This is a genomic window from Arthrobacter sp. D1-17 (assembly GCF_054130535.1).
On the sequence record NZ_CP096382.1, the window covers coordinates 3,868,041 to 3,891,373 of the forward strand.

A 23,333-nucleotide genomic window follows, 5' to 3' on the forward strand; every position below is an offset into this window, starting at 1 on the left:
TTAGGACCTCGACGATGACGACTCCTGTAGAAACAGCAGCAAAGCACTACATCCCTGAGAATCTGCCCACGCACATCCAGCACTACATCAACGGCGAGTTCGTTGATTCCGTGGGCGGCAAGACCTTCGACGTGCTGGATCCTGTGTCCAACCAGAACTACGCCACCGCCGCAGCCGGCCAGAAGGAAGACATCGACCTGGCTGTGGCCGCCGCCCGCGAAGCGTTCATCAACGGACCGTGGCCGAAGATGAAGCCCCGCGAACGCGCCCGCGTCTTGAACAGGATCGCTGACGCTGTCGAGGCCCAGGAAGCCCGCCTCGCCGAACTCGAAACCTTCGACACCGGACTGCCCATCACGCAGGCCAAGGGCCAGGCCCTCCGCGCCGCCGAGAACTTCCGGTTCTTCGCGGACCTGATCGTGGCCCAGTTCGACGATGCCATGAAGGTCCCGGGCTCGCAGATCAACTACGTGAACCGCAAGCCGATCGGCGTCGCCGGGCTCATCACGCCGTGGAACACGCCGTTCATGCTGGAATCCTGGAAGCTCGCCCCGGCACTGGCCACCGGCAACACGGTTGTCCTCAAGCCCGCCGAGTTCACTCCGCTGTCCGCCTCGCTCTGGGCCACCATCTTCAAGGAAGCCGGCCTGCCGGACGGCGTCTTCAACCTGATCAACGGCCTGGGCGAGGAAGCCGGCGACGCGCTGGTCAAGCACCCGAATGTCCCGCTGATCTCCTTCACCGGCGAGACCACCACGGGCCAGACCATCTTCCGCAACGCCGCGGCCAACCTCAAGGGCCTGTCCATGGAACTCGGGGGCAAGTCCCCCTGCGTCATCTTCGCGGATGCAGACCTGGACGCCGCGATCGACTCCGCCCTGTTCGGTGTGTTCTCCCTCAACGGCGAACGCTGCACCGCCGGCTCCCGCATTCTGGTGGAACGCGCCATTTACGACGAGTTCTGCGAGAAGTACGCCGCCCGCGCCAAGAACATCGTGGTCGGGGACCCCCACGATCCGAAGACCCAGGTGGGCGCCCTGGTCCACCCGGAGCACTACGAAAAGGTTGCCACCTACGTGGAGATCGGCAAGTCCGAAGGCCGGCTGCTCGCCGGCGGCGGACGGCCGGAAGGCCTTCCGGAGGGCAACTACATCGCTCCCACCGTGTTCGCCGACGTCTCCCCCGACGCCCGGATCTTCCAGGAGGAGATCTTCGGTCCCGTCGTCGCCATCACACCGTTCGAGAACGACGACGAGGCCCTCGCCCTGGCGAACAACACCAAGTACGGCCTGGCGGCCTACATCTGGACCCAGAACCTGACCCGTGCACACAACTTCTCGCAGAATGTCGAGGCCGGCATGGTGTGGCTGAACAGCCACAACGTCCGCGACTTGCGCACTCCCTTCGGCGGCGTCAAGGCCTCCGGCCTGGGCCACGAGGGCGGCTACCGCTCCATCGACTTCTACACGGACCAGCAGGCCGTGCACATCACGCTCGGTTCCGTCCACACCCCGAAATTCGGCAGCATCCAAGCCTCCGCCGCCAACGAGGGCTAAGACTTCTACCCCTTACGTACTCAAGTACCTGCTTTCAAGGAAGAGAGACCATCATGACCAACTTCGTTCCCACCCCCACCGTTCCTGCCCCGGATATCGTCCGCTGCGCCTACATGGAGATTGTGGTCACGGACCTCGCCAAGTCGCGCGAGTTCTACGTCGACGTGCTCGGCCTGCACGTCACCGAAGAGGACGAGAACACCATCTACCTGCGTTCCCTGGAGGAGTTCATCCACCACAACCTGGTACTCCGCCAGGGGCCCATCGCCGCCGTGGCAGCGTTCGCCTACCGGGTGAAGTCTCCCGCCGAGGTGGACGCCGCCGAGGCCTATTACAAGGAACTGGGGTGCCGGACCGAGCGCCGCAAGGAAGGCTTCACCAAGGGCATCGGGGACTCCGTCCGCGTCGAGGACCCGCTGGGCTTCCCCTACGAGTTCTTCTACGAGACCGAGCACGTGGAGCGCCTCACCCAGCGCTACGACCTCTACTCCGCCGGTGAGCTGGTGCGCCTGGACCACTTCAACCAGGTCACCCCGGACGTTCCCCGCGGCCGGGCGTACCTCGAGGACCTGGGCTTCCGCGTCTCCGAAGACATCAAGGACTCCGACGGCGTCACGTACGCCGCGTGGATGCACCGCAAGCAGACGGTCCACGACACCGCCCTGACCGGCGGCAACGGCCCGCGCATGCACCACGTCGCGTTCGCCACGCACGAGAAGCACAACATCATCCAGATCTGCGACAAGATGGGCGCCCTGCGCATCAGCGACCGGATCGAGCGCGGCCCCGGACGGCACGGCGTGTCCAACGCGTTCTACCTCTACATCCTGGACCCGGACGGCCACCGCATCGAGATCTACACCCAGGACTACTACACCGGCGACCCGGACAACCCCACCATCACCTGGGACGTCCACGACAACCAGCGCCGCGACTGGTGGGGCAACCCCGTCGTTCCGTCCTGGTACACCGAGGCCTCCCTGGTCCTGGACCTGGACGGCAACCCGCAGCCGGTCATCGAACGCGAGGAAAAGAGCGAGATGGCTGTCACCGTCGGCGCCGACGGGTTCTCCTACACCCGCAAGGACGAGACGTCTGCGGCAGTGGAGGGCTTCAAGCTCGGAGCCCAGGTCTAAACGATGCTGGACGCGAAGACGATTGAGGCCATTGCGGATGAGCTGGTGGAGGCCGGCCGGACCCGTACGCCTGTGCCGCGCCTGACGGCCCGTTATCCGGAGATGACGGTGGAGGACTCCTACGCGGTGCAGCAGCTGTGGCGGCGCCGCAACGAGGACGCAGGCCGGACTCTGGTGGGGCGGAAGATCGGCCTCACGTCCAAGGCCATGCAGGCCGCCACCGGCATCACCGAACCCGATTACGGTGCCATCTTCGATGACATGGTGCTGGAAACCGGATGCTCGGTGGAGTGGGACAAGTACACCCACCCGCGGGTGGAGGTGGAGCTTGCCTTCGTCTTGAAGGACAGCCTCAAGGGCCCGGGCTGCACCATCTTCGACGTCCTGAACGCCACGGACTACGTGGTTCCGGCCCTGGAAATCCTCGATTCGCGGATCGAGATGGAGGGCCGGACCATCGTGGACACCATCTCCGACAACGCCGCGATGGGCGCCATGGTTGTGGGCGGACGCCCGGTGAAGCCGGACGCCGTCGACCTCCGCTGGGTTTCTGCCATCCTGTACAAGAACCAGACCGTGGAGGAGACCGGCGTCGCCGCGGGCGTCCTGGACCACCCGGCCAACGGCGTGCACTGGCTCGCCAACAAGATCGCGGCGCACGGGGACAGCATGAAGGCCGGCGACATCATCCTCGCCGGGTCCTTCACCCGTCCCCTCTGGGTCTACAAGGGCGACACAGTCCACGCCGACTACGGACCGCTGGGGGCTGTGACATGCCGCTTCGTCTAGAACCGGGCGACACCTTCCAGGACGCCCTGGCCGCCTCGAACCGGCCGCTGGCCGGGATGTGGGTGTGCTCCGGCAGCCCGCTCATCGCCGAACTCTGCGCCGGGTCCGGCCTGGACTGGCTCCTGGTCGACGCCGAACACAGCCCCAACGGGCTCGAATCCATCCTTGCCCAGCTCCAGGCCATCCACGGCTACCCGGTCCACACCCTGGTCCGGCCGCCCGTGAACGACGTGGTGGTGATCAAGCAGTACCTGGACCTGGGCGTGCAGAACCTCCTCATCCCCATGGTCAACTCCGTCGCTGAAGCAGAAGCCGCGGTGGCCGCCACCCGCTACCCGCCCCAGGGGGTGCGGGGGGTCGGTTCCGCATTGGCCCGCGCAGCCCGCTGGAATCGGGTCCCCGACTACCTCGTCCGTGCCGCGGAGACTATCAGCGTCACCGTCCAGATCGAATCGACCGCGGCCGTTGAAGCGGTGGAGGACATCCTTAAGGTCGATGGCGTGGACGCCATCTTCGTGGGCCCCTCCGACCTCGCCGCCTCGATGGGGCTGCTGGGCCAGCAGGAACACCCAGAGGTGCGCGCCGCCGTCGAACACTGCCTCGCCGCCGCCAAAGCAGCCGGCAAGCCTGCCGGCGTCAACGCCTTCGCCCCCGCCACGGCACGTGCCTATCTCGACACCGGTGCCGCCTTCATCCTGGTGGGCGCCGACGTCGCCCTCCTCGCCCGCGGCTCGGAGGCACTCGCCGCCCAGTACGTCCAGCCACCCGACGGCGGCACGCCAACCTCTTACTAGTCCCCTCAGACCTTTTACTCCCAAGGAGACTCCCGCATGACTGCTTCGCCCGTAATCTCCCCTGCCATTTCCCCCGCCCGCGAGGCTGAGCTTCTCGCGTCCGTGCCTACGGGCCTGCTGATTGGCGGGCAGTGGCGGGACGCTTCCGACGGCGGCACGTTCGACGTCCACGACCCCGCCACCGGGGACGTACTCGCCACCCTGGCCTCGGCCACCAGCAAAGACGCCCTAGCCGCTTTGGATGCGGCCGACGCCGCTCAAGCCTCCTGGGCCCGCACCGCCCCAAGGGTGCGGGCCGAGATCCTGCGCCGCGCCTTCGACCTGGTCACCGAACGCGCCGAGGACTTCGCGCTGCTGATGACCCTGGAAATGGGCAAGCCCCTGGCCGAAGCCCGCGGCGAAGTCACGTACGGCGCGGAGTTCCTGCGCTGGTTCTCCGAAGAAACCGTCCGCGACTACGGCCGCTACCTCACCACCCCCGAGGGCAAAAACAAGATCCTCGTCCAACACAAACCCGTCGGCCCGTGCCTGCTCATCACCCCTTGGAACTTCCCGCTGGCCATGGCCACCCGCAAAGTCGCCCCCGCCGTCGCCGCCGGATGCACCATGGTCCTGAAACCCGCCAAACTCACCCCGCTCACCGCCCAGTACTTCGCGCAGACCATGCTCGACGCCGGCCTGCCCGCCGGGGTCCTGAACGTGGTGCCCTCCTCCTCAGCGTCCGGGATCTCCGGTCCCCTGCTGAAGGATTCCCGGCTGCGGAAGGTCTCCTTCACCGGCTCCACCCCCGTCGGCAAGCACCTCATCGCCGACGCCGCTCAGAACGTCCTGCGCACCTCGATGGAGCTCGGCGGCAACGCACCCTTCATTGTCTTCGAAGACGCAGACCTCGATGCCGCCGTCGAAGGTGCCATGGCCGCGAAGATGCGGAACATGGGTGAGGCCTGCACCGCCGCTAACCGCTTCCTCGTCCACGAGTCCGTCGCCCAGGAGTTCACCGCCAAGTTCGCCGCCGCCATGGGCGCCCTGAACACCGGCCGCGGCACCGACCCCGCCACCCAGGTCGGCCCCCTGATCGACGCCGGCGCCCGCGACGACGTCCACGCCCTCGTCACGGCCGCCGTCGACGCCGGAGCAGTGGCCCTCACCGGCGGGGCACCGGTGGAGGGCGCCGGGTACTTCTACCAGCCCACCGTCCTGGCCGGCGTCCGCAACGACGCAGAAATCCTCCGCCAGGAAATCTTCGGCCCCGTCGCCCCGGTCACCACCTTCAGCACCGAAGCAGATGCGGTCCGCCTAGCCAACGCCACCGAATACGGCTTGGCCTCCTACCTCTACAGCCGCGACTTCAACCGCCTGCTGCGCGTCGCCGAACAGATCGAATTCGGCATGGTCGGTTTCAACGCCGGCGTCATCTCCAACGCCGCCGCACCCTTCGGCGGCGTCAAACAATCAGGACTCGGCCGCGAAGGCGGCACCGAAGGCATCGCCGAATACACCACCACCCAATACATCGGCATCGCCGACCCCTACGCCGGCTAGCTCGCCATTTCCCCCTACCGGCTGCCGGGCACCATATACTCCGAATATGCCAATTACGCGCCTCGACCGAAGCACCCTCGCCCAGCCGTCCGCCTCGGAGCAGTACGGGAGCGATCTGTGAGCGGCGGTCTCGTCGCCCTGCTGGACGACGTCGCAGCCTTGGCCCGGATAGCGGCCGCCTCGGTAGACGATGTCGCCGCCGGGGCCGCCAAAGCGGGGGCCAAGGCCGCCGGCGTGGTGATTGACGACGCCGCCGTTACCCCGCAGTACGTATCCGGGGCCGACCCGTCCCGCGAGCTGCCAATGATCAAGAAGATCTTCTGGGGCTCACTCCGGAATAAGCTGTTGATCATCCTGCCGGCACTGCTGCTCGTCAGCGCCTTCATCCCAGGAGCCATCCCCTTCATCCTCATGCTGGGGGGCACCTACCTCTGCTACGAGGGTGCAGAGAAGGTATGGCACAAGCTCCGCGGCCATCACGAGGCCGAAAAAAACGCCGGCGGTCGAGCGTGGCCCGAAGGCGGAGGCCAAGGTCATTAAAGGCGCCATCACCACTGACTTCATTTTGTCCTGCGAGATTATGGTCATCTCGATGAACGAGGTGGCCGAAGGTTCCTTGTTGTCCAGAGCCGTTATCCTGGTCGTCGTGGCGCTCGCGATCACGGTGCTCGTGTACGGCGCCGTCGCACTGATCGTCAAAATGGACGACATCGGCCTGCATCTGGCCGCTAAGAACTCCGCGGGTTCCAAGCGCGTCGGCGAGTTGCTTGTCAAGGGAATGCCCGCCGTGCTGGCCGCGATAACCTTCATCGGGACGATCGCCATGCTTTGGGTTGGTGGTCACATCATGCTCCAGGGAGCATATGACCTCGGCTGGCATGCCCCGTATGACCTGGTCCATGTCCTTGAGAAGCCATTCATCGGGCTCCCGGCCGTGGGCGGCTTCCTGGCCTGGCTCGTCAACACCTTGTGCTCGGCCGTCATCGGACTCGCGTGGGGCATCGGCGTCATGGCTGTCGTACATCCGCTGCTCAAAGTGTTGCCGTTCGGCAAGGGGAAGAGCGGGCACGAGGAGGGCGACCTCCGCGCCGCAGTCGCCGGCTACCGCCCGACGAAACGAAACGACGATCCCGCCTCTTAGCCCGTACCCGCTACGCAACGTCAACGGCGGAACAGGGAAATGACGATGCTGACGACCACCGAAACCACGATCATGGACACCCAAGGGAAGTAAACCCGGAGGTTTCCGCGATCGATTCGGACATCTCCTGGCAGATGGCCGAACCACGACAGCCAGCCGTTCCATGCCAGCACTCCCACCAGGACTACCAGCACCCCGACACCAACAAACAACGGACCCAGGTCACGGCCCATCACACACCACCTTTACACTTCCCGGTTCAGGCAGCCAAACGTTGTGCAGCGCATCCTCCAACTGCCCGTCACAACAAGCACGCTGGCGGTTATCACTGCTCCACGACGCAGTCGACCATGTCCTTCAGGATTTCCCGGAAGTCCCGGGCTCGAATGGAGGTAACCGGTCCCCGCCCTTGGGCTCGCCGGACGGCATTCGCGACGGCAAGCGCCTCGGCGAACAGTTCGGCCGTAACGGCAGTGACACGTTCTGGCTCCAGAGAGAATATGTTCCACCATGGCTCGGGAATGCTTCTCTGTCTCGCCCTGGTCCCGACCCAGGCTGCTGGGTTCGAGGCGCATCCTTGCAGCTTCGAGTCCACGGTCCACATGGGAGGCGAAGACTTCGTCCATGTATTGGATCGTCATGGACCGTATCTCCTTTCTCTCCTATCCCGGAGGAAGGCTGCCTCTGCCCAGGTCCCGCCTGTGCGAAGGCAGGACCTGGTTTGGCATCCGCCCCTGTCTGCTAGGCGTTGATCTGTTGCTGCGCGCCAGCCCCGGAGCTGATCTCGATCTTTCGCGGCCGCGCTTTCTCCGCGACCGGGATGCGCAGCGTCAGGACGCCGGCCTCGTAAACGGCTCTGACGTTGTCCGTATCGAGCGTGTCGCCCAGGATCAGCTCGGATCAGCTGGCGGCTAAACACGCCGCGCGGTCGTTCCGCAGCAATCAGTTCATACCCTCCTTGATCATCAAGTGGTCAGATCTGTATCGGTTGATACAGGTCTATTAGCACCTGGACCATCGAATGACAAGAGGTTCGCGCCGATCAACGATGAACGGCGCAACACCCCCATGCCTTCCGGGCACCACCTAGCCGGGAAGAAGCCAGGCCAAGGAAGGCACTAAGGGAATCCGCGCTCCCCCCTGTTATGCGCCATTGCAGAGCCTGTAACGCGGCATTACAATGGAGGTGTCAACTTATGAGGAAAGATAAGGAGGAGCTGTTCAGGGCGTGTGCAAGCACGAGAAACTGCGTTTGAGGTTCTGTGACTTCTACTCGTTCATGTCGTATTCGGATTTCACTGCCTGGGTACAGGCCGATGATGAGGCTGCCCCGGAGATGTCGTTTTCCGATACTGTCACTTCCGATTAACTAAACCCCGGGCGTCCGCCGGCGCGGGAAGGAGCACGGTAATGACAGAAGAAAAACCAACAATCCCGCTCCTGGGCTACGCCGATCTGGCCCGGGAGACCGGCCATGACGTCGGCCTTATCCGCGTCTGGCTGAACAGAGGGAAGCTGCCCACTCCTGACTACAGGCTCGGCCAGTCACCCGGCTGGCTCCAAGAAACCATCAGCCCATGGATTCAGGCCAACAGAACGCAGTCCCCCGGCGTGTAGCTCCATCTGCACAAAACAGGGACGGCGGTGCTACGCCCGCCGCCGTAACCACTGCCTGGTCCTCATCCGGCGGGCGGCTGAGGCCGGCGGCAGTTCACCGGCCTGTTCGTCGGTCAGCAGGCATCGGATTTGCCTGGTTGTCATCAGCTCGATGGAGTCCCTGGCCACGAACCTCAGGCCCCGGCGGGTCTTGACAACGATGCCGTGCAGAATATTCCCTTTGCCGTCATCCAGGACGCGTTCCAGGGTTCCAAACGTTTGTCCGGACTGGGAGGTAACCGGCGTCCCCCTCTCCACGGCCGTGTAGGCAACGGGCCGGGCCTCATCATTCACTGCACACCCCCTTTCAGGACTTAGGGCGGTCGCCCAGTCCTGTCCATCCCTATATTTTGAGGACATGACGTTGTCCACATACTGTGCACCCGGTGGGATTCGAACCCACGACCCGAGGATTAAAAGTCCACTGCTCTGCCAGCTGAGCTACAGGTGCCCGACAGCCCTTCAGGGTTCCCAGCGGATAATTCCCACGACGTCAGCTACTTTTGAACGCCATGGTGCCCTCCCGGCTGTCGCCAAAATCCCGCGGTCCCTTGGTGCCGCCGTCCCTTGGTGCATTGAGCTGGCGCACGGGGACTGGCACAGGGACTACTAGATTGAATTTAACGCTGAACGCCCGCACACGCCACCCATGGACCGGTGATACATCCCGGTGCTGAGCAGGCCACCAAGCTACGGGCCATGAAGGCAATCCGCTTCTACCACCTCAGCGACCCGAAGATCGATAATGTTCCGTATCAGATGATGTTCGGTATCGACAGCCAGAACATGGTGCAGGAGACAGGGTGCGTTCGCCATCGTGGCAGGTTTGGAGCGTTCCGGGCGCTCACCCCCCGATGCATTTCCCCGCGCATGAAGGTTCCCATGGCGCTGTCCGATGAAGAACGCCGCCGCCTTGAAAGGCTGGAAAAAGAACTGGCGGCAGAACACCCTGATCTGGCCCGGAAACTGCAGTCAGGATTCACCAGCAGCAGGTCCAGAGCCCGCATCATCTACGGCGTCATGGGCGCTTTAGCCGGGTTTGCGGTAGTCGTCGCCGGCATCATCACAAAGCTCACCCTCATCGGAGTCATCGGCTTCCTCCTGATGGTTGCATCCGGTTACTGGTTCCTCAGCGGCATCTTCCCGTACCAAGACGAAGAGCCGCCATGACATCGCATCACCATCCCCGGAGTGCCCGGAGTGCCCTGGGTGCCCGGAGTGCCCTCCGCCTTGATGCAGGTTGACCCCACCCTTCCAAGTGCTGTTCTCCCAGCGTCAAGGGCCCTGCGCAAAATGACAAGAGACGGCGGCGTCAGTACTCCACACTGGGAAGCAACCCGCTCAGCCATCCGGCTGGCGCCCTTGCCTACTCGAAGTGGAGTAACTCTTGGAAACCTACGATGCGCTGCTTGCGTCCATCACCCCCGCGTCCGGCCCCACCCGGACCATCCTTGATCCGGCAACCGGGCAAGCGGTGGGAGAAGCGCCCGTCCACAATCTTGAATACCTGGAGGAGGCCGTCGCCGCTGCCGTAGCTGCCCAGCCGGCGTGGGCAGCCCTGGGCCACGGCGCCCGGTCCGCTGCGCTGCTCAAGGCGGCCGACGCCGTCGAACGCTCTGCGAAAGAGCTCGCCCAGCTGCTCTCCCGCGAGCAGGGCAAGCCGTTGAACGGTCCCAACGCCCGCTTTGAGGTCGGCGCGTGTGTTGCGTGGCTCCGTGCGACCGCCACACTACCCTTGGAACCGGAGACCCTGGTGGACGACGGCGAGACCCGCGCCGAGCTGCACTACAGGCCCATCGGTGTTGTGGGCGCCATCGGTCCATGGAACTGGCCCATGATGATCGCCGTCTGGCAGATCGCCCCGGCACTGCGAATGGGCAACGCCGTCGTGGTCAAGCCCTCCGGAAACACCCCGCTGTCCGTCCTTGCCCTGGTCAAGGTCCTGAACGAGGAGCTGCCCGAAGGCATCCTCGCCGCTGTGTCCTGCGGCCGAGAGGTCGGTTCCCGGCTGACCGAGCACCCCGCGATCGGCAAGATCATGTTCACCGGCTCCACCGCCGCGGGCCGGGCCATCATCAAGTCCTCCGCGGACACTGTCAAGCGCCTCACTCTGGAGCTGGGCGGCAACGATGCCGGCATCGTCCTGCCCGACGCCGACCCCAAGGCCATCGCCCAAGACATCTTCTGGGGCGCATTCCTCAACACCGGCCAGACCTGCGCGGCCCTGAAACGCCTCTACGTCCACGACGACATCTACGACGCAGTCTGCGAAGAACTCACGGCCGTTGCCGCGGCGATGCCGATGGGCAACGGGCTCGACGAAAACAACGTCCTCGGCCCGCTGCAGAACAAAGCCCAGTTCGACGTCGTGGCCAACCTCGTGGACGCCGCCCGCGCCGGCGGCGCACGCATCCTGCTCGGCGGCAACCCCGACGCCGACCAGCCCGGCTTCTTCTACCCCACCACGCTCGTCGCGGACATCGACAACGACAACCCGCTGGTGGCCGAGGAGCAGTTCGGCCCGGCGCTGCCGATCATCCGCTACAGCACCATCGACGAGGCAGTGGAAATGGCCAACGCCCTCGAGGTAGGGCTCGGCGCGTCGGTCTGGTCCTCCAACCTCTCTACCGCACGCGAGGTCGCCGCCAGGATCGAAGCCGGCACGGTCTGGATCAACAGACACGGCGCCGTGGACCCCCGCATCCCCTTCGGTGGAGCCAAGCAGTCCGGCTACGGCCTGGAATTCGGCGTTGAAGGCCTGAAGGCCCTGGGCGTCCCGCAGGTCATCAACGGCTGAGCTGCCACCCGAACTCAAGAGCCGCCGTCGCATTACGCGACGGCGGCTCTTCCCGTACGGGCAGGTTTCTGCACCCGGCCGGCCACCCGGCCTGCAGCCCTTCCCGCCAGTGAGACCTTGATCACATCGGCGCAGCTTTTCCGCACGCTGCCGGCAGGAACGTTTACGCAGGTGGGACAGCGAAAAAGCGCGGATATCCGCCCCTCTTCAGCTCCATCTCCGAGAGCCCTTCCGGCTTGCAGCCCATATTACGAATTAGTAACGTTGCTGCCTGGCCCTGAGGGTCAGGCCCGAAACCGGGCCCCGGATGCCTGTCACTGGGTCCGGATGCAACGAGCGGCACAAGGCTGCTCGGGTCCCTCGGAAGGGACTGAAAGCTTCAGGCATGCAGCACCACCCGTGTGGTGACGCATGCGCCTGTCTATGCCCGGAGGGGTCCTTTGCTCAATAAGAAACTCGCCACAGTACTTACCCTCGGCGCGCTCTCCCTCACGGGATGCAGCCTCGCCCCGACGGGCGGCGGAGCCGGCCCGGAGGCGGCGGCAGCGGGACTTTCGGCCGCAACCGCCCCTGCGGCGCCCACTAAGGCGGCAGCAGCCCCGAAGGCTGCCGCGCCGGCACCGAAAGCAGCCGCAACAAAGTCCGCGGTTAAGGCCACTGACAAGGCCGCTGCCGCACCTGTGGCGAAGCCGGCCGCGCCGGCTGCGGCCCCGGCGCCTGCCCCGGCCGTTCTGCCCGTAACCGCACCGAAGCCGGCCCCAGCACCCAAACCCGCCGCGGCGAAGACCTCAGTCGCACAACAGGCCAAGGCCGTTCCTGCTGCCAATGTTGCCCCCGCAGCTGCGAGCGGCAGCGGAAACCAGGCCGCGACCATGCTGGGATGGGGCCCCGTCGTTGCGGGTGACGAGTTCTCCAACACGGGTGTGCCGGACCGCGCCAAGTGGAGTGTCTACAACGGCAAAGGCCATGCCGGCAAGGGCCTGCGTTCCCGCGATGCCGTCACCGTTGGCGGCGGCGCGCTGACCATCAAGGGCGACGCGGCGGGCAAGACCGGCGGCATGTCGGCCAAGTTCGCGCGGCAGAAGTACGGCAAGTGGGAGACCCGCATGAGGGTCGCCCACAACGACCCGCAGTACCATCCGGTGCTTATCCTTTGGCCGGACAACTCCGCTGACGCCTACAACGGCAAATGCTGGGAAATTGACTACGCCGAGGGCAACAACGGCCCGGGCCGGATGAGTTTCTTCAACCACATCGCCTGCCCTGGCAACGGCAAGGTCCAAACCTACGCCAAGAAGGCGATCGACACCCGGCAGTGGCACAACTACGCCGTGGAGTGGTCTCCGACGAAGATCACCGGCTATATCGACGGCGTGAAGTGGTACGAGGACACGACCCCGGCGAACATCGCCAACGTCTCCATGCACCAGACGATCCAGCTGGACTGGTTCCCCAACGGCGGCGCCACAACACCCTCTCATATGGACGTCGACTGGGTGCGCGTTTACAAGTAGGCAGCGCCCGGCACTACATCACAGCAAGACTGCGCGAACGGACACTTGGGGCCCTCGGAGGTTGGGCCCCAAGTGTCCGCTCGCGCTTTAGGTAGGGCCCCAAGTGTCCGTTCGCGCATGGGCCGGAGCACCGGCAATAGACTGAAGCCATGGCCCAGACTGGACTTTCCGCAAGCAAGCGCTTCCTGCGGGGACGGATCCGATCGGGAATAGTCCGCAGCCGCAACTCGCTTGTGCCTGCCATTCAAATGACGGTCTGCGCCGTGGGGGCCTACGCGTTCGCGGAGTACGTCCTGGGACATTCGGGGCCGCTGTTCGCGGCCACGTCGTCCCTGATCGCCCTCGGGTTTTCCCGGGACCCGCGGCTGCGCAGGGTCATGGAGGTAGGCCTGGGCTGCACCATCGGGATCGCGGTGGGTGACCTCCTGCTGCATTGGCTGGGGGCCGGGATCTGGCAGGCCGCCGTCGTTCTTTTCTTTTCCATCCTGCTGGCACGGTTCCTGGACAGCGGCACCATCTTCACCACGCAGCTGGGCCTGCAGTCCCTGCTCGTGGTGCTGCTGCCGGCGCCGCCCGGCGGGCCATTCACGCGCAGCATCGATGCGGTTGTGGGCGGCCTGTTTGCCCTGCTCGTGACCATCCTGATGCCCAAGGATCCGCGGCAGGAGCCGCGCAAGGACGTCAGGAAGCTGCTTCACGAACTGGCGGAGGTGCTGCGTGAATGCTCCTCTGCCCTGACAAACAGTGATTCCACCGAGGCCTGGCACGCCCTGGTCCGCGGCCGGAACTGCCAGTCGCTCGTGGACAGGATGCGGCAGTCGCTGAGGGCATCGGGGGAAGTGGCCACGCTTGCGCCGGCGTACCGCAGGCACCGCGACGAGCTCGACCGGCTGGAGCAATCGCTGGACTTCATCGACCTGGCGCTTCGCAACAGCCGGGTCTTTGCGCGCCGGCTGACCAGCGCCATCAATCACGCCGCCCTCTCGGATGAAGCAGTAGAGAACATTGCTGAGGTGCTGCAGGAGACCGCTGCCGCCATCGATGAGCTCTCGCTCGGGCTGGCCGAAGTGCACGACGGCGTCCGGCGCACGCATCTGCGCACCGCAAGGGTTGAGCTGAGCGCCATTGCGGGCCGGCTGCATCCGCGGATGCTGAAAGTGGAGCGGTTGGAGGGCGAGACCGTGGTCATGCTGTTCCGGCCGCTGATGGTGGACCTGCTCGAGGCCACCGGCGTCGATTCCCGCGAGGCACGTGACATCCTGCCCCCGCTGTAGCGTCGGCCGGCTGACACGCGCGGCAGGAATGTCGTACCCGCCGGATAGTGTGGAGCAATGGCTACAAAGACATCCCGGACCGCCAAAGCTCCGGGCTATAAGTGCGCGGAATGCGGCTGGACCACAGTCAAATGGGTGGGCCGTTGCGGGGAGTGCCAGGCGTGGGGCACTGTTGAGGAAACGGGCACGGCAGTGGCACGCACGACGGCGGCAACCACAGTCTTGGAGGCTGCCCGCCCCATCGCTGAGGTGGACGCCACCACGGCCGCCTTCCTGCCCACCGGCGTGGCCGAGCTGGACCGCGTCCTTGGCGGCGGTGTGGTGCCCGGCGCCGTCATCCTGCTGGCCGGGGAGCCGGGCGTAGGCAAGTCCACCCTGCTACTGGACGTAGCCGCCAAATTTGCCCGCACGGGCCAGAGCGTCCTGTACGTCAGCGGAGAGGAATCTGCCGCCCAGGTGAAGCTGCGGGCAGAGCGCATTGACGCGATCGCGGACACCCTTTACCTGTCCGCCGAGACCGACCTTGGCCAGGCCCTGGGCCAGGTGGAAAAGGTGGAGCCCAAACTCCTCATCGTGGACTCGGTCCAGACCCTGAGCAGTGCAGACGTCGAAGGCAGCTCCGGCGGCGTCTCCCAGGTGCGGGAAGTTGCGGCTTCCATCATCGCCGCCGCTAAGCGCCGCAACATGACAACCCTGCTGGTGGGGCACGTAACCAAGGACGGCTCCATCGCCGGCCCCCGGCTGCTCGAACACCTCGTCGACGTCGTCTGCCAGTTCGAGGGCGAACGCCACTCGCGGCTGCGGCTGCTGCGGGCGGTGAAGAACCGCTACGGGCCCACGGACGACGTCGGCTGCTTCGACCTGAACGAAGACGGCATCGTCGGACTCGCCGATCCCAGCGGGCTGTTCGTTACCCGGACCAAGGATCCGGTCTCAGGCACGTGCATCACCGTGACCATGGAAGGCCGGCGCCCGCTGCTGGCCGAGGTCCAGTCGCTGCTGGCCGAAAGCCCCAACTCACAGCCCCGGCGGGCCACGAGCGGCCTGGACAGCTCCCGCGTTGCCATGCTGCTGGCCGTTCTCCAACAGCGGGCCGGCTGCCTGCTGCACAAGGACGATTCCTACGTGGCCACGGTCGGCGGCGTGAAGCTCAGCGAGCCGGCCACGGACCTCGCTGTTGCCCTCGCTGTTGCCTCAGCGAAGGCCAAGAAGCCCCTGCCGCAGCGCCTCATAGCGTTTGGCGAGGTGGGCCTGGCCGGCGAGGTGCGCCCGGTGCCCGGCATCAACCAGCGCATTCAGGAAGCCCACCGGCTGGGCTTTACCCATGCCGTCGTGCCGTCCAGCCACAACGGCCCGGGCCCCGTTCCCCCCGGGTTCTCAGTGCGGGAGGTCGGCCACCTGGCCGAGGCGCTTAGCCTGCTGATCAACTAGCCGTACCCGCCGGAGCACGAAACAATCCGGCGGGAGCCTCCAGGCAGCCCGCGGGAGCTCCCCGGCAGCGGCGGGCAGCCTCAGTCGCGGGTGATCACCAGCGCCGCGCTGTGGCCGCCGAAGCCGAACGCATTGACGAGTCCGGCCGTCGCCGTGCTGCCGTGCTGCGTCCCGGTAAGAACATTGAGGTCCACCTCGGGGTCGACGTCACTGGTGTTGCAGGTGCCGGGCAGATCGCCGGTCTGCAGGGCCTGCAGGGTAGCGATGGCGCCGAGGGCGCCTGCGCCGCCGAGCAGGTGGCCGGTCAGGGACTTGGTCGAGGTCACCGGCACGCCTTCCGCGGCCACAGCTTTGATGGCCTGCGCCTCGAGCCGGTCACCCACGGGCGTGGAGGTGGCGTGCGCGTGCACGAATCCGATGTCGGCGCCGCTGAGGCCGGCCGAGGCAAGGGCTTTTTCCATAACGCGGCGCTGCATGTCCGGATCAGCGGCCACGATGTCGTTCGCGTCCGAGGTGACGGCCGCGCCTGCCACCGCGCCGAGGATTTCCGCACCGCGGGAGCGCGCGTGCTCCTCGCTCTCCAGCACCACAATGGCGGCGCCTTCGGCGAGGACGAAGCCGTCGCGCTCCCGGTCGAAGGGACGCGACGCGCCCTGCGGATCGTCATTGCGTGTGGAAAGGGCGCGGATCTGGGCGAAGCCGCTGATGAACAGGTCATTGACACAGGCGTCAACGCCTCCGGCAATCACGACGTCGGCCGCACCGGAGCGGATCATTTCGGCGCCCTGGGCAATCGCTTCTGCGCCTGACGCGCAGGCGCTGACTGGGGTGCGTGCCCCGCCGCGGGCACCCAGGTCGATCGAGACCCAGGCGGACGGTCCATTGACCATGAGCCGGGTGAGAGTATGCGGCGAGACCTTCCGCGGGCCGCCTGTGTCCAGTTCCCGGGTCTGGGCGAGCATGGTGTCCACGCCGCCGTAACCGGAGCCGATGACGACGGCGAGCCGTTCGGGGTCGACGCCGGGGGTTCCGGCCTGGGTCCAGGCTTCCCGCGCGGCGACGAGGGCCAGCTGCCCGCAGCGGTCCATCCGCTTGAACTCACGGGTGGTGAGCAGTTTCGACAGGTCGGCCGTGACCCGCCCTGCGATCCGTACCGGAAGCAGTTGCGCCCAGTCTTCTTCGAGCGCGGCGATGCCTGAGGTGCCGGCGAGCATGGCCGCCCACGTCTCGGCAACAGTGGACCCGAGCGGGTTCAGTGTGCCCGCTCCGGTTACGACCGCGCGGCGGGATACAGCAGACATGGCACACCTTTGTTTCCTGGAAGTGGACTCAAGCCCCAGTGACACTGGGGTGAGGGAATTTCGGTCAGCGGTTATTCGAAACAGGACGGCACCTGGATTGCGCCGCTATTTGGCGGGGTTGTGCGTTCCGATCGGCACCAGGGTGAGATCAGGGTGGTTCTTCTCGATGCGGCGCAGCGCCCAGACGTCGTTGAACAGGGCAAGGTACTCGCCGTCCGACCGCAGCAGCACTTCAGCGCCAACCACGTTTGCCAGTGCCGGCATGGCGTCCGCCGTCGTAATCCGTGCCATGGAGTACGGCAGTCGTTCCAGCCGCATAGGTGCGCTGAAGTCATGCGCCATGCGGTCCTCGACCACTTCGAACTGCATGGGGCCGACGGCGGCAAGCACCGGCGCCTGGTCTCCGCGCAGGTCGGAGCGCAGCACCTGGATGACGCCCTCGTGTTCGAGCTGCTCGATGCCGCGGCGGAACTGCTTGAACCGGCTGGGGTCCTTCGAACGGGCCACTTGGAAATGCTCGGGCGCGAACAGCGGGATGGCCGGGAATTCCACCGGTTCATCGAGGAAGAGGCTGTCCCCCACCCGCAGTGATGAGGCGTTCACGAGGCCCACGACGTCGCCCGGGAAGGCCTCGTCAATCACTTCCCGCTCACGGCCAAACACCTGCTGGGCGTATTTGGTGGCGAAGGATTTGCCGGTGCGCGTCTGGGTGACCACCATGCCGCGCTCAAACACACCGGAGCAGACCCTGATAAAGGCGACGTGGTCCCGATGCGCCTTGTTCATTCCCGCCTGGACCTTGAAGACGAAACCGGAAAAGGGCGACTCGACGGGCCTCGGGCTGCCAGCGATGTCGGGCCGGGGCGCGGCGGGCGGGGCGAAGTCCACGAGGGCGTCAAGGAGTTCCTTCACGCCGAAGTTCAGTGCAGCGGAGCTGAACAGGATGGGAGTGGCTTTACCGGCGTGGAAGCTCTCCACGTCGAAGGCAAGGTTGGATTCGATGACCAGACCGGCTTCGTCGACGGCGTCCGTCCAGTTGTCGCCCTGGCTTTCGGCGGCCTCTTCGGGCGTGAAGTACTCGGTAAGGGCGATGCTGGCGCCGGCGTTGTTCCGCTGGAAACGCGCGAACCTGTCGTTGCGCAGGTCCCAAACTCCGCGGAAGTCGCCGGAGATGCCCACGGCCCAGGTCAGGGGCATGGGCAGCAGCCCGGTGCGCTCGGTAATTTCGTCCATGAGGGCCAGCGCGTCCAGGCCCGGCCGGTCCCACTTGTTGATGACCGTGATGATGGGCAGGTTGCGCTGCTTGCAGACCTCGAACAGTTTCATGGTCTGCGTTTCAAGGCCCTTGGCGGCGTCCACGAGCATGACGGCGCAGTCGACGGCGGCGAGCACACGGTAGGTGTCCTCGGAGAAGTCCGCGTGGCCGGGGGTATCCAGCAGGTTGATGACGGTGTCGCGGTAGGAAAACTGCAGCGCCGCGGAGCTGATGGAAATGCCGCGGTCCTTTTCCATCTGCATCCAGTCCGACACCGTCTCTTTGCGGTTGGACTTGCCACTGGAGGCACCGGCCGTGCCGATGACCTTGGCGTGCAGGGCCAGGGCCTCGGTCAGCGTGGACTTGCCGGCATCGGGGTGCGAGATGACAGCGAAGGTCCGGCGCCGGGACGCCTGCTTGTGGATCTCTTGGACCCGGGCGGGGCTGAGGACTTCTTGGGACACGGTGCTACTTTCGCTCGGATCTGCGGAGGATCCTGAAGGTGGAAAAGGAATTTTTCGTGAACCGCATTCCTGGAAACAGTTCTGGAATCGGGACTGCGGACGGCTGCAGGGCGCGCAAGCCAAGGGTTTAAGTTTATCGCAGGGCCGGAAGCCCCGCGGAAAGCGGGGCCAAAACGCCTCCGCAAGGACCGCCGTCAGACGTACTCAGGAGGGCCTTTCCGGAGGCTCCTGATGGGGCACTTTGAGGCTTGCCCGTGCGGTTGTTGGGGTAATCTACGTCTAGGATGGAGCGTGCGGGAAACCCTGCACTTTTTAATCCTGCCGGCGGACGATGGAAACCGGCATACCTGCGGGCCCCGCCTGCACTTTGAAGGGAAAGTCCATGGCTCGGAGCCCGGAAGAATCGCTGAAGGCGACTCTGGGGAGGGTGGCCCCGGGAACACCGCTGCGGGACGGGCTGGAACGCATTCTCCGAGGCCGCACCGGCGCACTGATCGTCCTGGGTTCGGACCGGACCATCGACTCGATCTGCTCCGGCGGCTTTGACATCGGCATCGATTTCTCCCCCACAAGGCTGCGCGAACTGGCCAAGATGGACGGTGCCATTATCTGCGACAAAGATGCCGGCAACATCCTCCGCGCCGCTGTGCAGTTGGTTCCTGACCCCAGCATCGAAACTCAGGAATCCGGCACGCGCCACCGGACCGCCGAGCGCGTAGCCATCCAGACCGGCGTTCCCGTCATCTCGGTGAGCCAGTCCATGCAGATCATCGCCCTCTACGTGAATGGGCTGCGCCACGTGCTGGAGGGCTCCGAAAAGGTCCTTGCACGCGCCAACCAGGCTCTCGCAACGCTGGAACGCTACCGGTCACGGCTGGACCAGGTGACCAGCTCCCTGTCCGCGCTCGAGATCGAGGCCATGGTCACGGTCCGGGACGTTGCCGTAACGCTGCAGCGCCAGGAGATGGTACGGCGTATCTCCGAGGAGATTTCCCAGTATGTGCTCGAGCTCGGCGAGGACGGCCGCCTGCTGTCCCTCCAGCTGGACGAACTCACCGTGGGCCGCGGTCCGGGCAGCGACATCATCATCCGCGACTACGCGGGCCCCAACGCCTCGCCGGAGGACATCGAGGGCGCCGTGAACGCCCTCCTGAGCCTCGGGCCCACCGAGCTGATCGACCTGAGCAAGATTGCGGGCATCATCGGCTTCGCCGGCGGCGTGGAAACCCTCGACGCCGTGGTGCAGCCCAGGGGCTACCGCCTGCTGTCCGGACTTAAGGCCGTTCCCAAGGCTGTGGCCGACCGGCTCGTGGACCACTTCGGCGGCCTGCAGCACCTGATGGCAGCTACTATCGATGACCTCATGACCGTAGACGGCATCGGCGATCAGCGCGCCCGGACCGTCCGCGAAGGGCTCAGCCGGATGGCCGAGGCCAGCCTCCTGGACCGCTTCCTCTAAATCCCGTCGTGACTCATGGGCGTCAGCCCAGCTGGAAAACCGCCGGCGGGCTCACTTTGGGACCGAGCTTGGCAATGAAGACGTAGTAGCCGGCACCAACATCATCCGCAATCTCCTCGCAGCCCTGCACTGAGCGGTTGCGGGGCCAGGGGAAATTCGCAGTCTCGCTTTTGCCCGGCGCGATGGTTTTGATGAGGTCCTCGCTCTCGGCCTGGCAGTCCTTGGACGAGAAAACGCGGTCAGACCCGCTGGTGACGAGGAACTCCATCTGCGACGTCCCGAGGTTCACCTTGCACGGCAGCTTCCCGCCGTTGGCCACCTTCAAGGTGAGCAGAGGCTTCTCGCCCGCGCCATAAGCGGTCTTGTTGGTAGCAGCGGTGACGGTCACGAGCTTCTGGTCGCAGCTTGGTGATACCGACGGCGTTGCGGCGGGAGTAGCCGAGGGAGCCGCCTGGCCCCCGGTCGCTCCGGCGCCTTCTGGCGGGGTTGAGGAGGCTTGCTCGCTCTTCGCGTTCATCGCACCCGAGACCGTGGCAACACCGCCTGCCGTAAGCGCCACGACGAGCAGGAGTGCCCCGCCGGCGAACAGCCGACGGCGGCGATAGACTGCGGCGCTCGGCTTGCGCGCCGCGCCGGGCCTGGCGCCGCTTGGCTTGACGTTGCCGGCTGGCTTTTTGCCCGGTTGCTGCTTGCTTGGCTGCTTCTTGCCTGGCGGTGTTTGCACTGCTCGTCGTCCCCATCGAGTGGTTGCTTGCCTGCGCGGTCACTGGTTGCCGGAGGGTGTCCCGGCACTTGCCGGAACCGTCCCGCCGCGCTTCCAGGCCTCGCGTGTTTCTAGGCTAGGTACCGGCTGCGACCCCTGGGCGCCACCACGCCGGAGCAGTCCGATAATGATGCTTAATTTGTTGCACGATTTCCCGTGACAACCATCAGTTGGCTTACTAAAATTGAATCCCGGTTACCACTTATCGGGTCGAGTAGGGAGGAACCACTGATGGTCGAGCATCTGTCTGGCGGCCACCTTGAACGGGTCCTGCTGCCCCTGACCTTTGGAAAGCATCAGAGCCAGGGAACGGCATTCACGGTACTGGCCGTGGAAATCTGGAACACGGGCATCGTGGTAAACCTGCATCTGCATCTTGCATCGAAGAAAGGGACCAAGCCGAAAACACCGGACATCGTCGTCCATGACCATTTCGGTACGGAGTACAAGCTGGACGAGGTTGCCACGGTGGGTTCCCGGCAGCTTCAGTTCTTTGCGCCTTCCATTCCGGAAGGGACACGCAGCCTGACCATCAGGTCCGTGGATCCGGAAGGTGCCAGCTTCGTGGTTGCCCTTGCCGTGCCGGCTCCGAACGGCCGGGGCGGTGAGACCGTTCATGGACACGTGAAACGCCTCCGCCCGCGGGTGGAGACGGGTCCGGACGTCCGGCAGGAGGCCAGCTAAGGGTCCCGTTCCGCTAACCGACGCGGGATTCAACTAGAGTGTTGGCATCAAAACTCCAACCGATCACCCCGCCGCACCCACGGATGCCCGCTCCGCACTGACTGAAAGCGCTGTGCTGACTGAAGGCTCTGTGCTGACTGAAAGCGCTGTGCTGACTGAAGGCTCTGTGCTGACTGAAAGCTCTGCGCTGGCCGACGTCCACAAGTCCCTGGCGAAGTGGTTCGCAGCCGTCGCCCGTGACCTGCCATGGCGGTCGCCGGACTGCTCGCCTTGGGGCGTTCTGGTCAGTGAAATCATGCTCCAGCAGACTCCCGTAGTGCGCGTTCTGCCCATTTGGGAAGAGTGGCTCCGCCGCTGGCCGGAACCGGCTGACCTGGCACGCGAGCCTGCGGGGGAAGCCGTCCGCGCCTGGGGCCGCCTCGGGTACCCCCGGCGCGCCCTCCGGCTCCATGCTGCGGCAGTTGCCATCGGCGAGCTCCACGGCGGGAAGGTCCCGGCGGACTACAAGGAACTCCTTGGCCTTCCAGGCGTTGGCAGCTACACGGCAGCGGCCGTCGCCGCCTTTGCCTTTGGCCGGCGCGAAACGGTGGTGGACACCAACATCCGGCGCGTTCATGCCCGTCTCTTCACTGGCGCGGCTCTCCCCGCTCCCGCCTTGACAGCCGCGGAAATGCGCCTTGCCGCCGGGCTGCTGCCGGACGACGACGGCGCTTCCGTGCGGTGGAACGCTTCTGTCATGGAGCTGGGAGCCCTGGTTTGCACCGCCCGCGCGCCGAAGTGTTCCGTGTGTCCGGTGCGCGGCAGGTGCGCCTGGCGGGCGGCCGGCGAGCCGCCGCCGTCGTACAGGCCGAAAGGACAGGCGTGGCACGGGACCGACCGGCAGGTCCGGGGAGCTGTGGTGGCCGTGCTCAGGCTTGCCGATGCGCCTGTGCCGCCGGAAATGTTCCAGCGGCCCGCCGCCGACCTCGGCTTCGAACCCTCCGGGATCGCGGTTCCGCTGGCAGCACTGCACCGGTTGAGTACGGCCCCCGAACAGCTCGAACGGGCACTGTCCGGGCTTCTGGAGGACGGTCTCGCCGAGCTCCACCAGGGCGGGTACAGGCTGCCGGCATAACAGGCGGAACCCGCCCAGCTCCCGGGCCAGCCGGTCACAGATCGGTGTCCGCCGCCCCGCCGGCCATAACGATGTCTGCACCACTTTCCGCAGGACACGCTCTACCGCGTGGCGGCGGATCTACCCTGAAGTATGCGCAAAGCAGGGGTACTCTTGGCCGCATTCTCAGCATCAGCCCTTCTTTCCGGCTGCGGGGCGTTCGAGGCGGCCTGCCCCTCGATTGCGCAGGCGCCAGGGGTGTCCCTGACGGTCGCCGCCGGCTATGCCAGTGCCGTGCAGAGGCTCAGCATGACGGCTTGCCAGGACGGCGCCTGCAAGGCCGGGAAGCTCGAGTTGGTTCCGGGCACCACAAGTGTCGACCAAGGCTGCTCCCCCGCAGCTGAGGCACCCGGCGGCTACGGTTACGGCCCTGACAGTGTCTGCTCCGCCACCTCCAAGCCCGACGGTACCAAGAGGGGAGTCCTGCACCTTCCGGCGCTGAGCGAGTCCCCGATGAACATCACGGTCAGCGGCACTCTTAGCAACGGCAGATCCCTCCCTGCCCGCACATTGCGCTTCACTCCCGACGGTAACTATCCGTTCGGTGAGCAGTGCGGCCGGTTCATCACCGCGTCGGTGGTCCTGGACGGGAGCGGCCTGCGGGAGGACGCCGCGGCGAGCTAG

General features: G+C 65.7%; 20 protein-coding genes, 1 tRNA gene and 2 pseudogenes. 16 read left to right on the forward strand and 7 right to left on the reverse strand.

Translation table 11 applies throughout. The features are described from left to right. The first annotated feature begins 14 nt into the window (after nt 1–14). From hpaE to M1E01_RS17905, 6 genes and pseudogenes are all read left to right on the forward strand, one after another. Nucleotides 15–1,556, forward strand: coding sequence for a 5-carboxymethyl-2-hydroxymuconate semialdehyde dehydrogenase (gene hpaE, locus M1E01_RS17880; RefSeq protein WP_457972858.1), 1,542 nt, complete (start codon nt 15–17; stop codon nt 1,554–1,556). 53 nt (nt 1,557–1,609) lie between these two features. Continuing rightward, complete coding sequence (hpaD, locus tag M1E01_RS17885) at nt 1,610–2,692, forward strand: 3,4-dihydroxyphenylacetate 2,3-dioxygenase (protein WP_457972859.1); 1,083 nt, start codon at nt 1,610–1,612, stop codon at nt 2,690–2,692. A gap of 3 nt (nt 2,693–2,695) precedes the next feature. Beyond that, nucleotides 2,696–3,481, forward strand: coding sequence for a 2-oxo-hept-4-ene-1,7-dioate hydratase (gene hpaH, locus M1E01_RS17890; protein WP_457972860.1), 786 nt, complete (start codon nt 2,696–2,698; stop codon nt 3,479–3,481). Then, nucleotides 3,466–4,275 carry an HpcH/HpaI aldolase family protein gene (locus M1E01_RS17895; RefSeq protein WP_457972861.1) on the forward strand — a complete coding sequence of 270 codons (810 nt, stop codon included), beginning with the start codon at nt 3,466–3,468 and terminating at the stop codon, nt 4,273–4,275. The genes hpaH and M1E01_RS17895 overlap by 16 nt, the downstream gene beginning before the upstream one ends. Nucleotides 4,276–4,311: 36 nt before the next feature. Continuing rightward, nucleotides 4,312–5,817: an NAD-dependent succinate-semialdehyde dehydrogenase gene (locus tag M1E01_RS17900; protein WP_457972862.1), complete on the forward strand. Its 1,506-nt coding sequence runs from the start codon at nt 4,312–4,314 to the stop codon at nt 5,815–5,817. 117 nt (nt 5,818–5,934) lie between these two features. Next, nucleotides 5,935–6,958, forward strand: a pseudogene (locus M1E01_RS17905) (DUF808 domain-containing protein). Nucleotides 6,959–6,978: 20 nt separating this feature from the next. On the opposite strand, the gene M1E01_RS17910 reads toward M1E01_RS17905, so the two are convergent. Next, nucleotides 6,979–7,191, reverse strand: coding sequence for a DUF2905 family protein (locus M1E01_RS17910; RefSeq protein ID WP_457972863.1), 213 nt, complete (start codon nt 7,189–7,191; stop codon nt 6,979–6,981). Between the two features lie 508 nt (nt 7,192–7,699). After that, a pseudogene (locus M1E01_RS17915) lies at nt 7,700–7,907 on the reverse strand (Hsp20/alpha crystallin family protein); the annotation flags it as partial. A gap of 461 nt (nt 7,908–8,368) precedes the next feature. On the opposite strand from M1E01_RS17915, the gene M1E01_RS17920 reads away from it, so the two are divergent. Then, nucleotides 8,369–8,575: a hypothetical protein gene (locus M1E01_RS17920; protein WP_457972864.1), complete on the forward strand. Its 207-nt coding sequence runs from the start codon at nt 8,369–8,371 to the stop codon at nt 8,573–8,575. Between the two features lie 30 nt (nt 8,576–8,605). On the opposite strand, the gene M1E01_RS17925 is transcribed toward M1E01_RS17920, so the two are convergent. After that, complete coding sequence (locus M1E01_RS17925; RefSeq protein WP_457972865.1) at nt 8,606–8,908, reverse strand: hypothetical protein; 303 nt, start codon at nt 8,906–8,908, stop codon at nt 8,606–8,608. Between the two features lie 84 nt (nt 8,909–8,992). Then, nucleotides 8,993–9,065: transfer RNA gene (locus M1E01_RS17930), tRNA-Lys, on the reverse strand. A 248-nt stretch (nt 9,066–9,313) separates the two neighbouring features. Between M1E01_RS17930 and M1E01_RS17935 the strand changes: the two genes are divergently transcribed. The 5 genes from M1E01_RS17935 (at nt 9,314) to radA (ending at nt 15,630) form a co-directional block, all read left to right on the forward strand. Beyond that, nucleotides 9,314–9,784, forward strand: coding sequence for a DUF3040 domain-containing protein (locus M1E01_RS17935; RefSeq protein WP_457972866.1), 471 nt, complete (start codon nt 9,314–9,316; stop codon nt 9,782–9,784). 217 nt (nt 9,785–10,001) lie between these two features. Then, on the forward strand, nt 10,002–11,411 hold the full coding sequence (locus M1E01_RS17940) for an aldehyde dehydrogenase family protein (protein ID WP_457972867.1): 1,410 nt from the start codon (nt 10,002–10,004) through the stop codon (nt 11,409–11,411). Between the two features lie 440 nt (nt 11,412–11,851). Next, nucleotides 11,852–12,925 (forward strand): glycoside hydrolase family 16 protein, encoded by a 1,074-nt coding sequence (locus M1E01_RS17945; protein ID WP_457972868.1) that lies wholly within the window; start codon nt 11,852–11,854, stop codon nt 12,923–12,925. 149 nt (nt 12,926–13,074) lie between these two features. Then, complete coding sequence (locus M1E01_RS17950; RefSeq protein WP_457972869.1) at nt 13,075–14,199, forward strand: FUSC family protein; 1,125 nt, start codon at nt 13,075–13,077, stop codon at nt 14,197–14,199. A gap of 57 nt (nt 14,200–14,256) precedes the next feature. Beyond that, the gene (gene radA, locus M1E01_RS17955; protein ID WP_457972870.1) at nt 14,257–15,630 is read left to right on the forward strand and encodes a DNA repair protein RadA; all 1,374 of its coding nucleotides are present in this window, start codon (nt 14,257–14,259) and stop codon (nt 15,628–15,630) included. 80 nt (nt 15,631–15,710) lie between these two features. On the opposite strand, the gene M1E01_RS17960 is transcribed toward radA, so the two are convergent. Continuing rightward, nucleotides 15,711–16,931 (reverse strand): beta-ketoacyl-[acyl-carrier-protein] synthase family protein, encoded by a 1,221-nt coding sequence (locus M1E01_RS17960; protein WP_457972871.1) that lies wholly within the window; start codon nt 16,929–16,931, stop codon nt 15,711–15,713. Nucleotides 16,932–17,036: 105 nt separating this feature from the next. After that, on the reverse strand, nt 17,037–18,650 hold the full coding sequence (locus M1E01_RS17965; protein WP_457972872.1) for a peptide chain release factor 3: 1,614 nt from the start codon (nt 18,648–18,650) through the stop codon (nt 17,037–17,039). 382 nt (nt 18,651–19,032) lie between these two features. Here M1E01_RS17965 and disA point away from each other — a divergent pair, with 382 nt between their 5' ends. After that, on the forward strand, nt 19,033–20,109 hold the full coding sequence (gene disA / locus M1E01_RS17970; protein WP_457972873.1) for a DNA integrity scanning diadenylate cyclase DisA: 1,077 nt from the start codon (nt 19,033–19,035) through the stop codon (nt 20,107–20,109). 22 nt (nt 20,110–20,131) lie between these two features. Here disA and M1E01_RS17975 read toward each other — a convergent pair whose 3' ends face one another. Next, on the reverse strand, nt 20,132–20,833 hold the full coding sequence (locus M1E01_RS17975) for a hypothetical protein (protein WP_457972874.1): 702 nt from the start codon (nt 20,831–20,833) through the stop codon (nt 20,132–20,134). Between the two features lie 270 nt (nt 20,834–21,103). Between M1E01_RS17975 and M1E01_RS17980 the strand changes: the two genes are divergently transcribed. The 3 genes from M1E01_RS17980 (at nt 21,104) to M1E01_RS17990 (ending at nt 23,333) form a co-directional block, all read left to right on the forward strand. Beyond that, the gene (locus tag M1E01_RS17980) at nt 21,104–21,556 is read left to right on the forward strand and encodes a hypothetical protein (protein ID WP_457972875.1); all 453 of its coding nucleotides are present in this window, start codon (nt 21,104–21,106) and stop codon (nt 21,554–21,556) included. A 295-nt stretch (nt 21,557–21,851) separates the two neighbouring features. Continuing rightward, nucleotides 21,852–22,670: an A/G-specific adenine glycosylase gene (locus M1E01_RS17985; RefSeq protein ID WP_457975013.1), complete on the forward strand. Its 819-nt coding sequence runs from the start codon at nt 21,852–21,854 to the stop codon at nt 22,668–22,670. Nucleotides 22,671–22,823: 153 nt separating this feature from the next. Further along, complete coding sequence (locus M1E01_RS17990; protein WP_457972876.1) at nt 22,824–23,333, forward strand: hypothetical protein; 510 nt, start codon at nt 22,824–22,826, stop codon at nt 23,331–23,333.

Bases quoted from the DNA above. Each gene is read 5' to 3' on its own strand.
- M1E01_RS17985 (WP_457975013.1), top strand. From the start codon at position 21,852: ATGCTCCAGCAGACTCCCGTAGTGCGCGTTCTGCCCATTTGGGAAGAG.
- M1E01_RS17900 (WP_457972862.1), top strand. From the start codon at position 4,312: ATGACTGCTTCGCCCGTAATCTCCCCTGCCATTTCCCCCGCCCGCGAG.
- hpaD (WP_457972859.1), top strand. From the start codon at position 1,610: ATGACCAACTTCGTTCCCACCCCCACCGTTCCTGCCCCGGATATCGTC.
- hpaH (WP_457972860.1), top strand. From the start codon at position 2,696: ATGCTGGACGCGAAGACGATTGAGGCCATTGCGGATGAGCTGGTGGAG.
- M1E01_RS17895 (WP_457972861.1), top strand. From the start codon at position 3,466: ATGCCGCTTCGTCTAGAACCGGGCGACACCTTCCAGGACGCCCTGGCC.
- radA (WP_457972870.1), top strand. From the start codon at position 14,257: ATGGCTACAAAGACATCCCGGACCGCCAAAGCTCCGGGCTATAAGTGC.
- disA (WP_457972873.1), top strand. From the start codon at position 19,033: ATGGCTCGGAGCCCGGAAGAATCGCTGAAGGCGACTCTGGGGAGGGTG.
- M1E01_RS17910 (WP_457972863.1), bottom strand. From the start codon at position 7,191: ATGGGCCGTGACCTGGGTCCGTTGTTTGTTGGTGTCGGGGTGCTGGTA.
- M1E01_RS17935 (WP_457972866.1), top strand. From the start codon at position 9,314: ATGAAGGCAATCCGCTTCTACCACCTCAGCGACCCGAAGATCGATAAT.
- M1E01_RS17920 (WP_457972864.1), top strand. From the start codon at position 8,369: ATGACAGAAGAAAAACCAACAATCCCGCTCCTGGGCTACGCCGATCTG.
- M1E01_RS17950 (WP_457972869.1), top strand. From the start codon at position 13,075: ATGGCCCAGACTGGACTTTCCGCAAGCAAGCGCTTCCTGCGGGGACGG.
- hpaE (WP_457972858.1), top strand. From the start codon at position 15: ATGACGACTCCTGTAGAAACAGCAGCAAAGCACTACATCCCTGAGAAT.
- M1E01_RS17980 (WP_457972875.1), top strand. From the start codon at position 21,104: ATGGTCGAGCATCTGTCTGGCGGCCACCTTGAACGGGTCCTGCTGCCC.
- M1E01_RS17960 (WP_457972871.1), bottom strand. From the start codon at position 16,931: ATGTCTGCTGTATCCCGCCGCGCGGTCGTAACCGGAGCGGGCACACTG.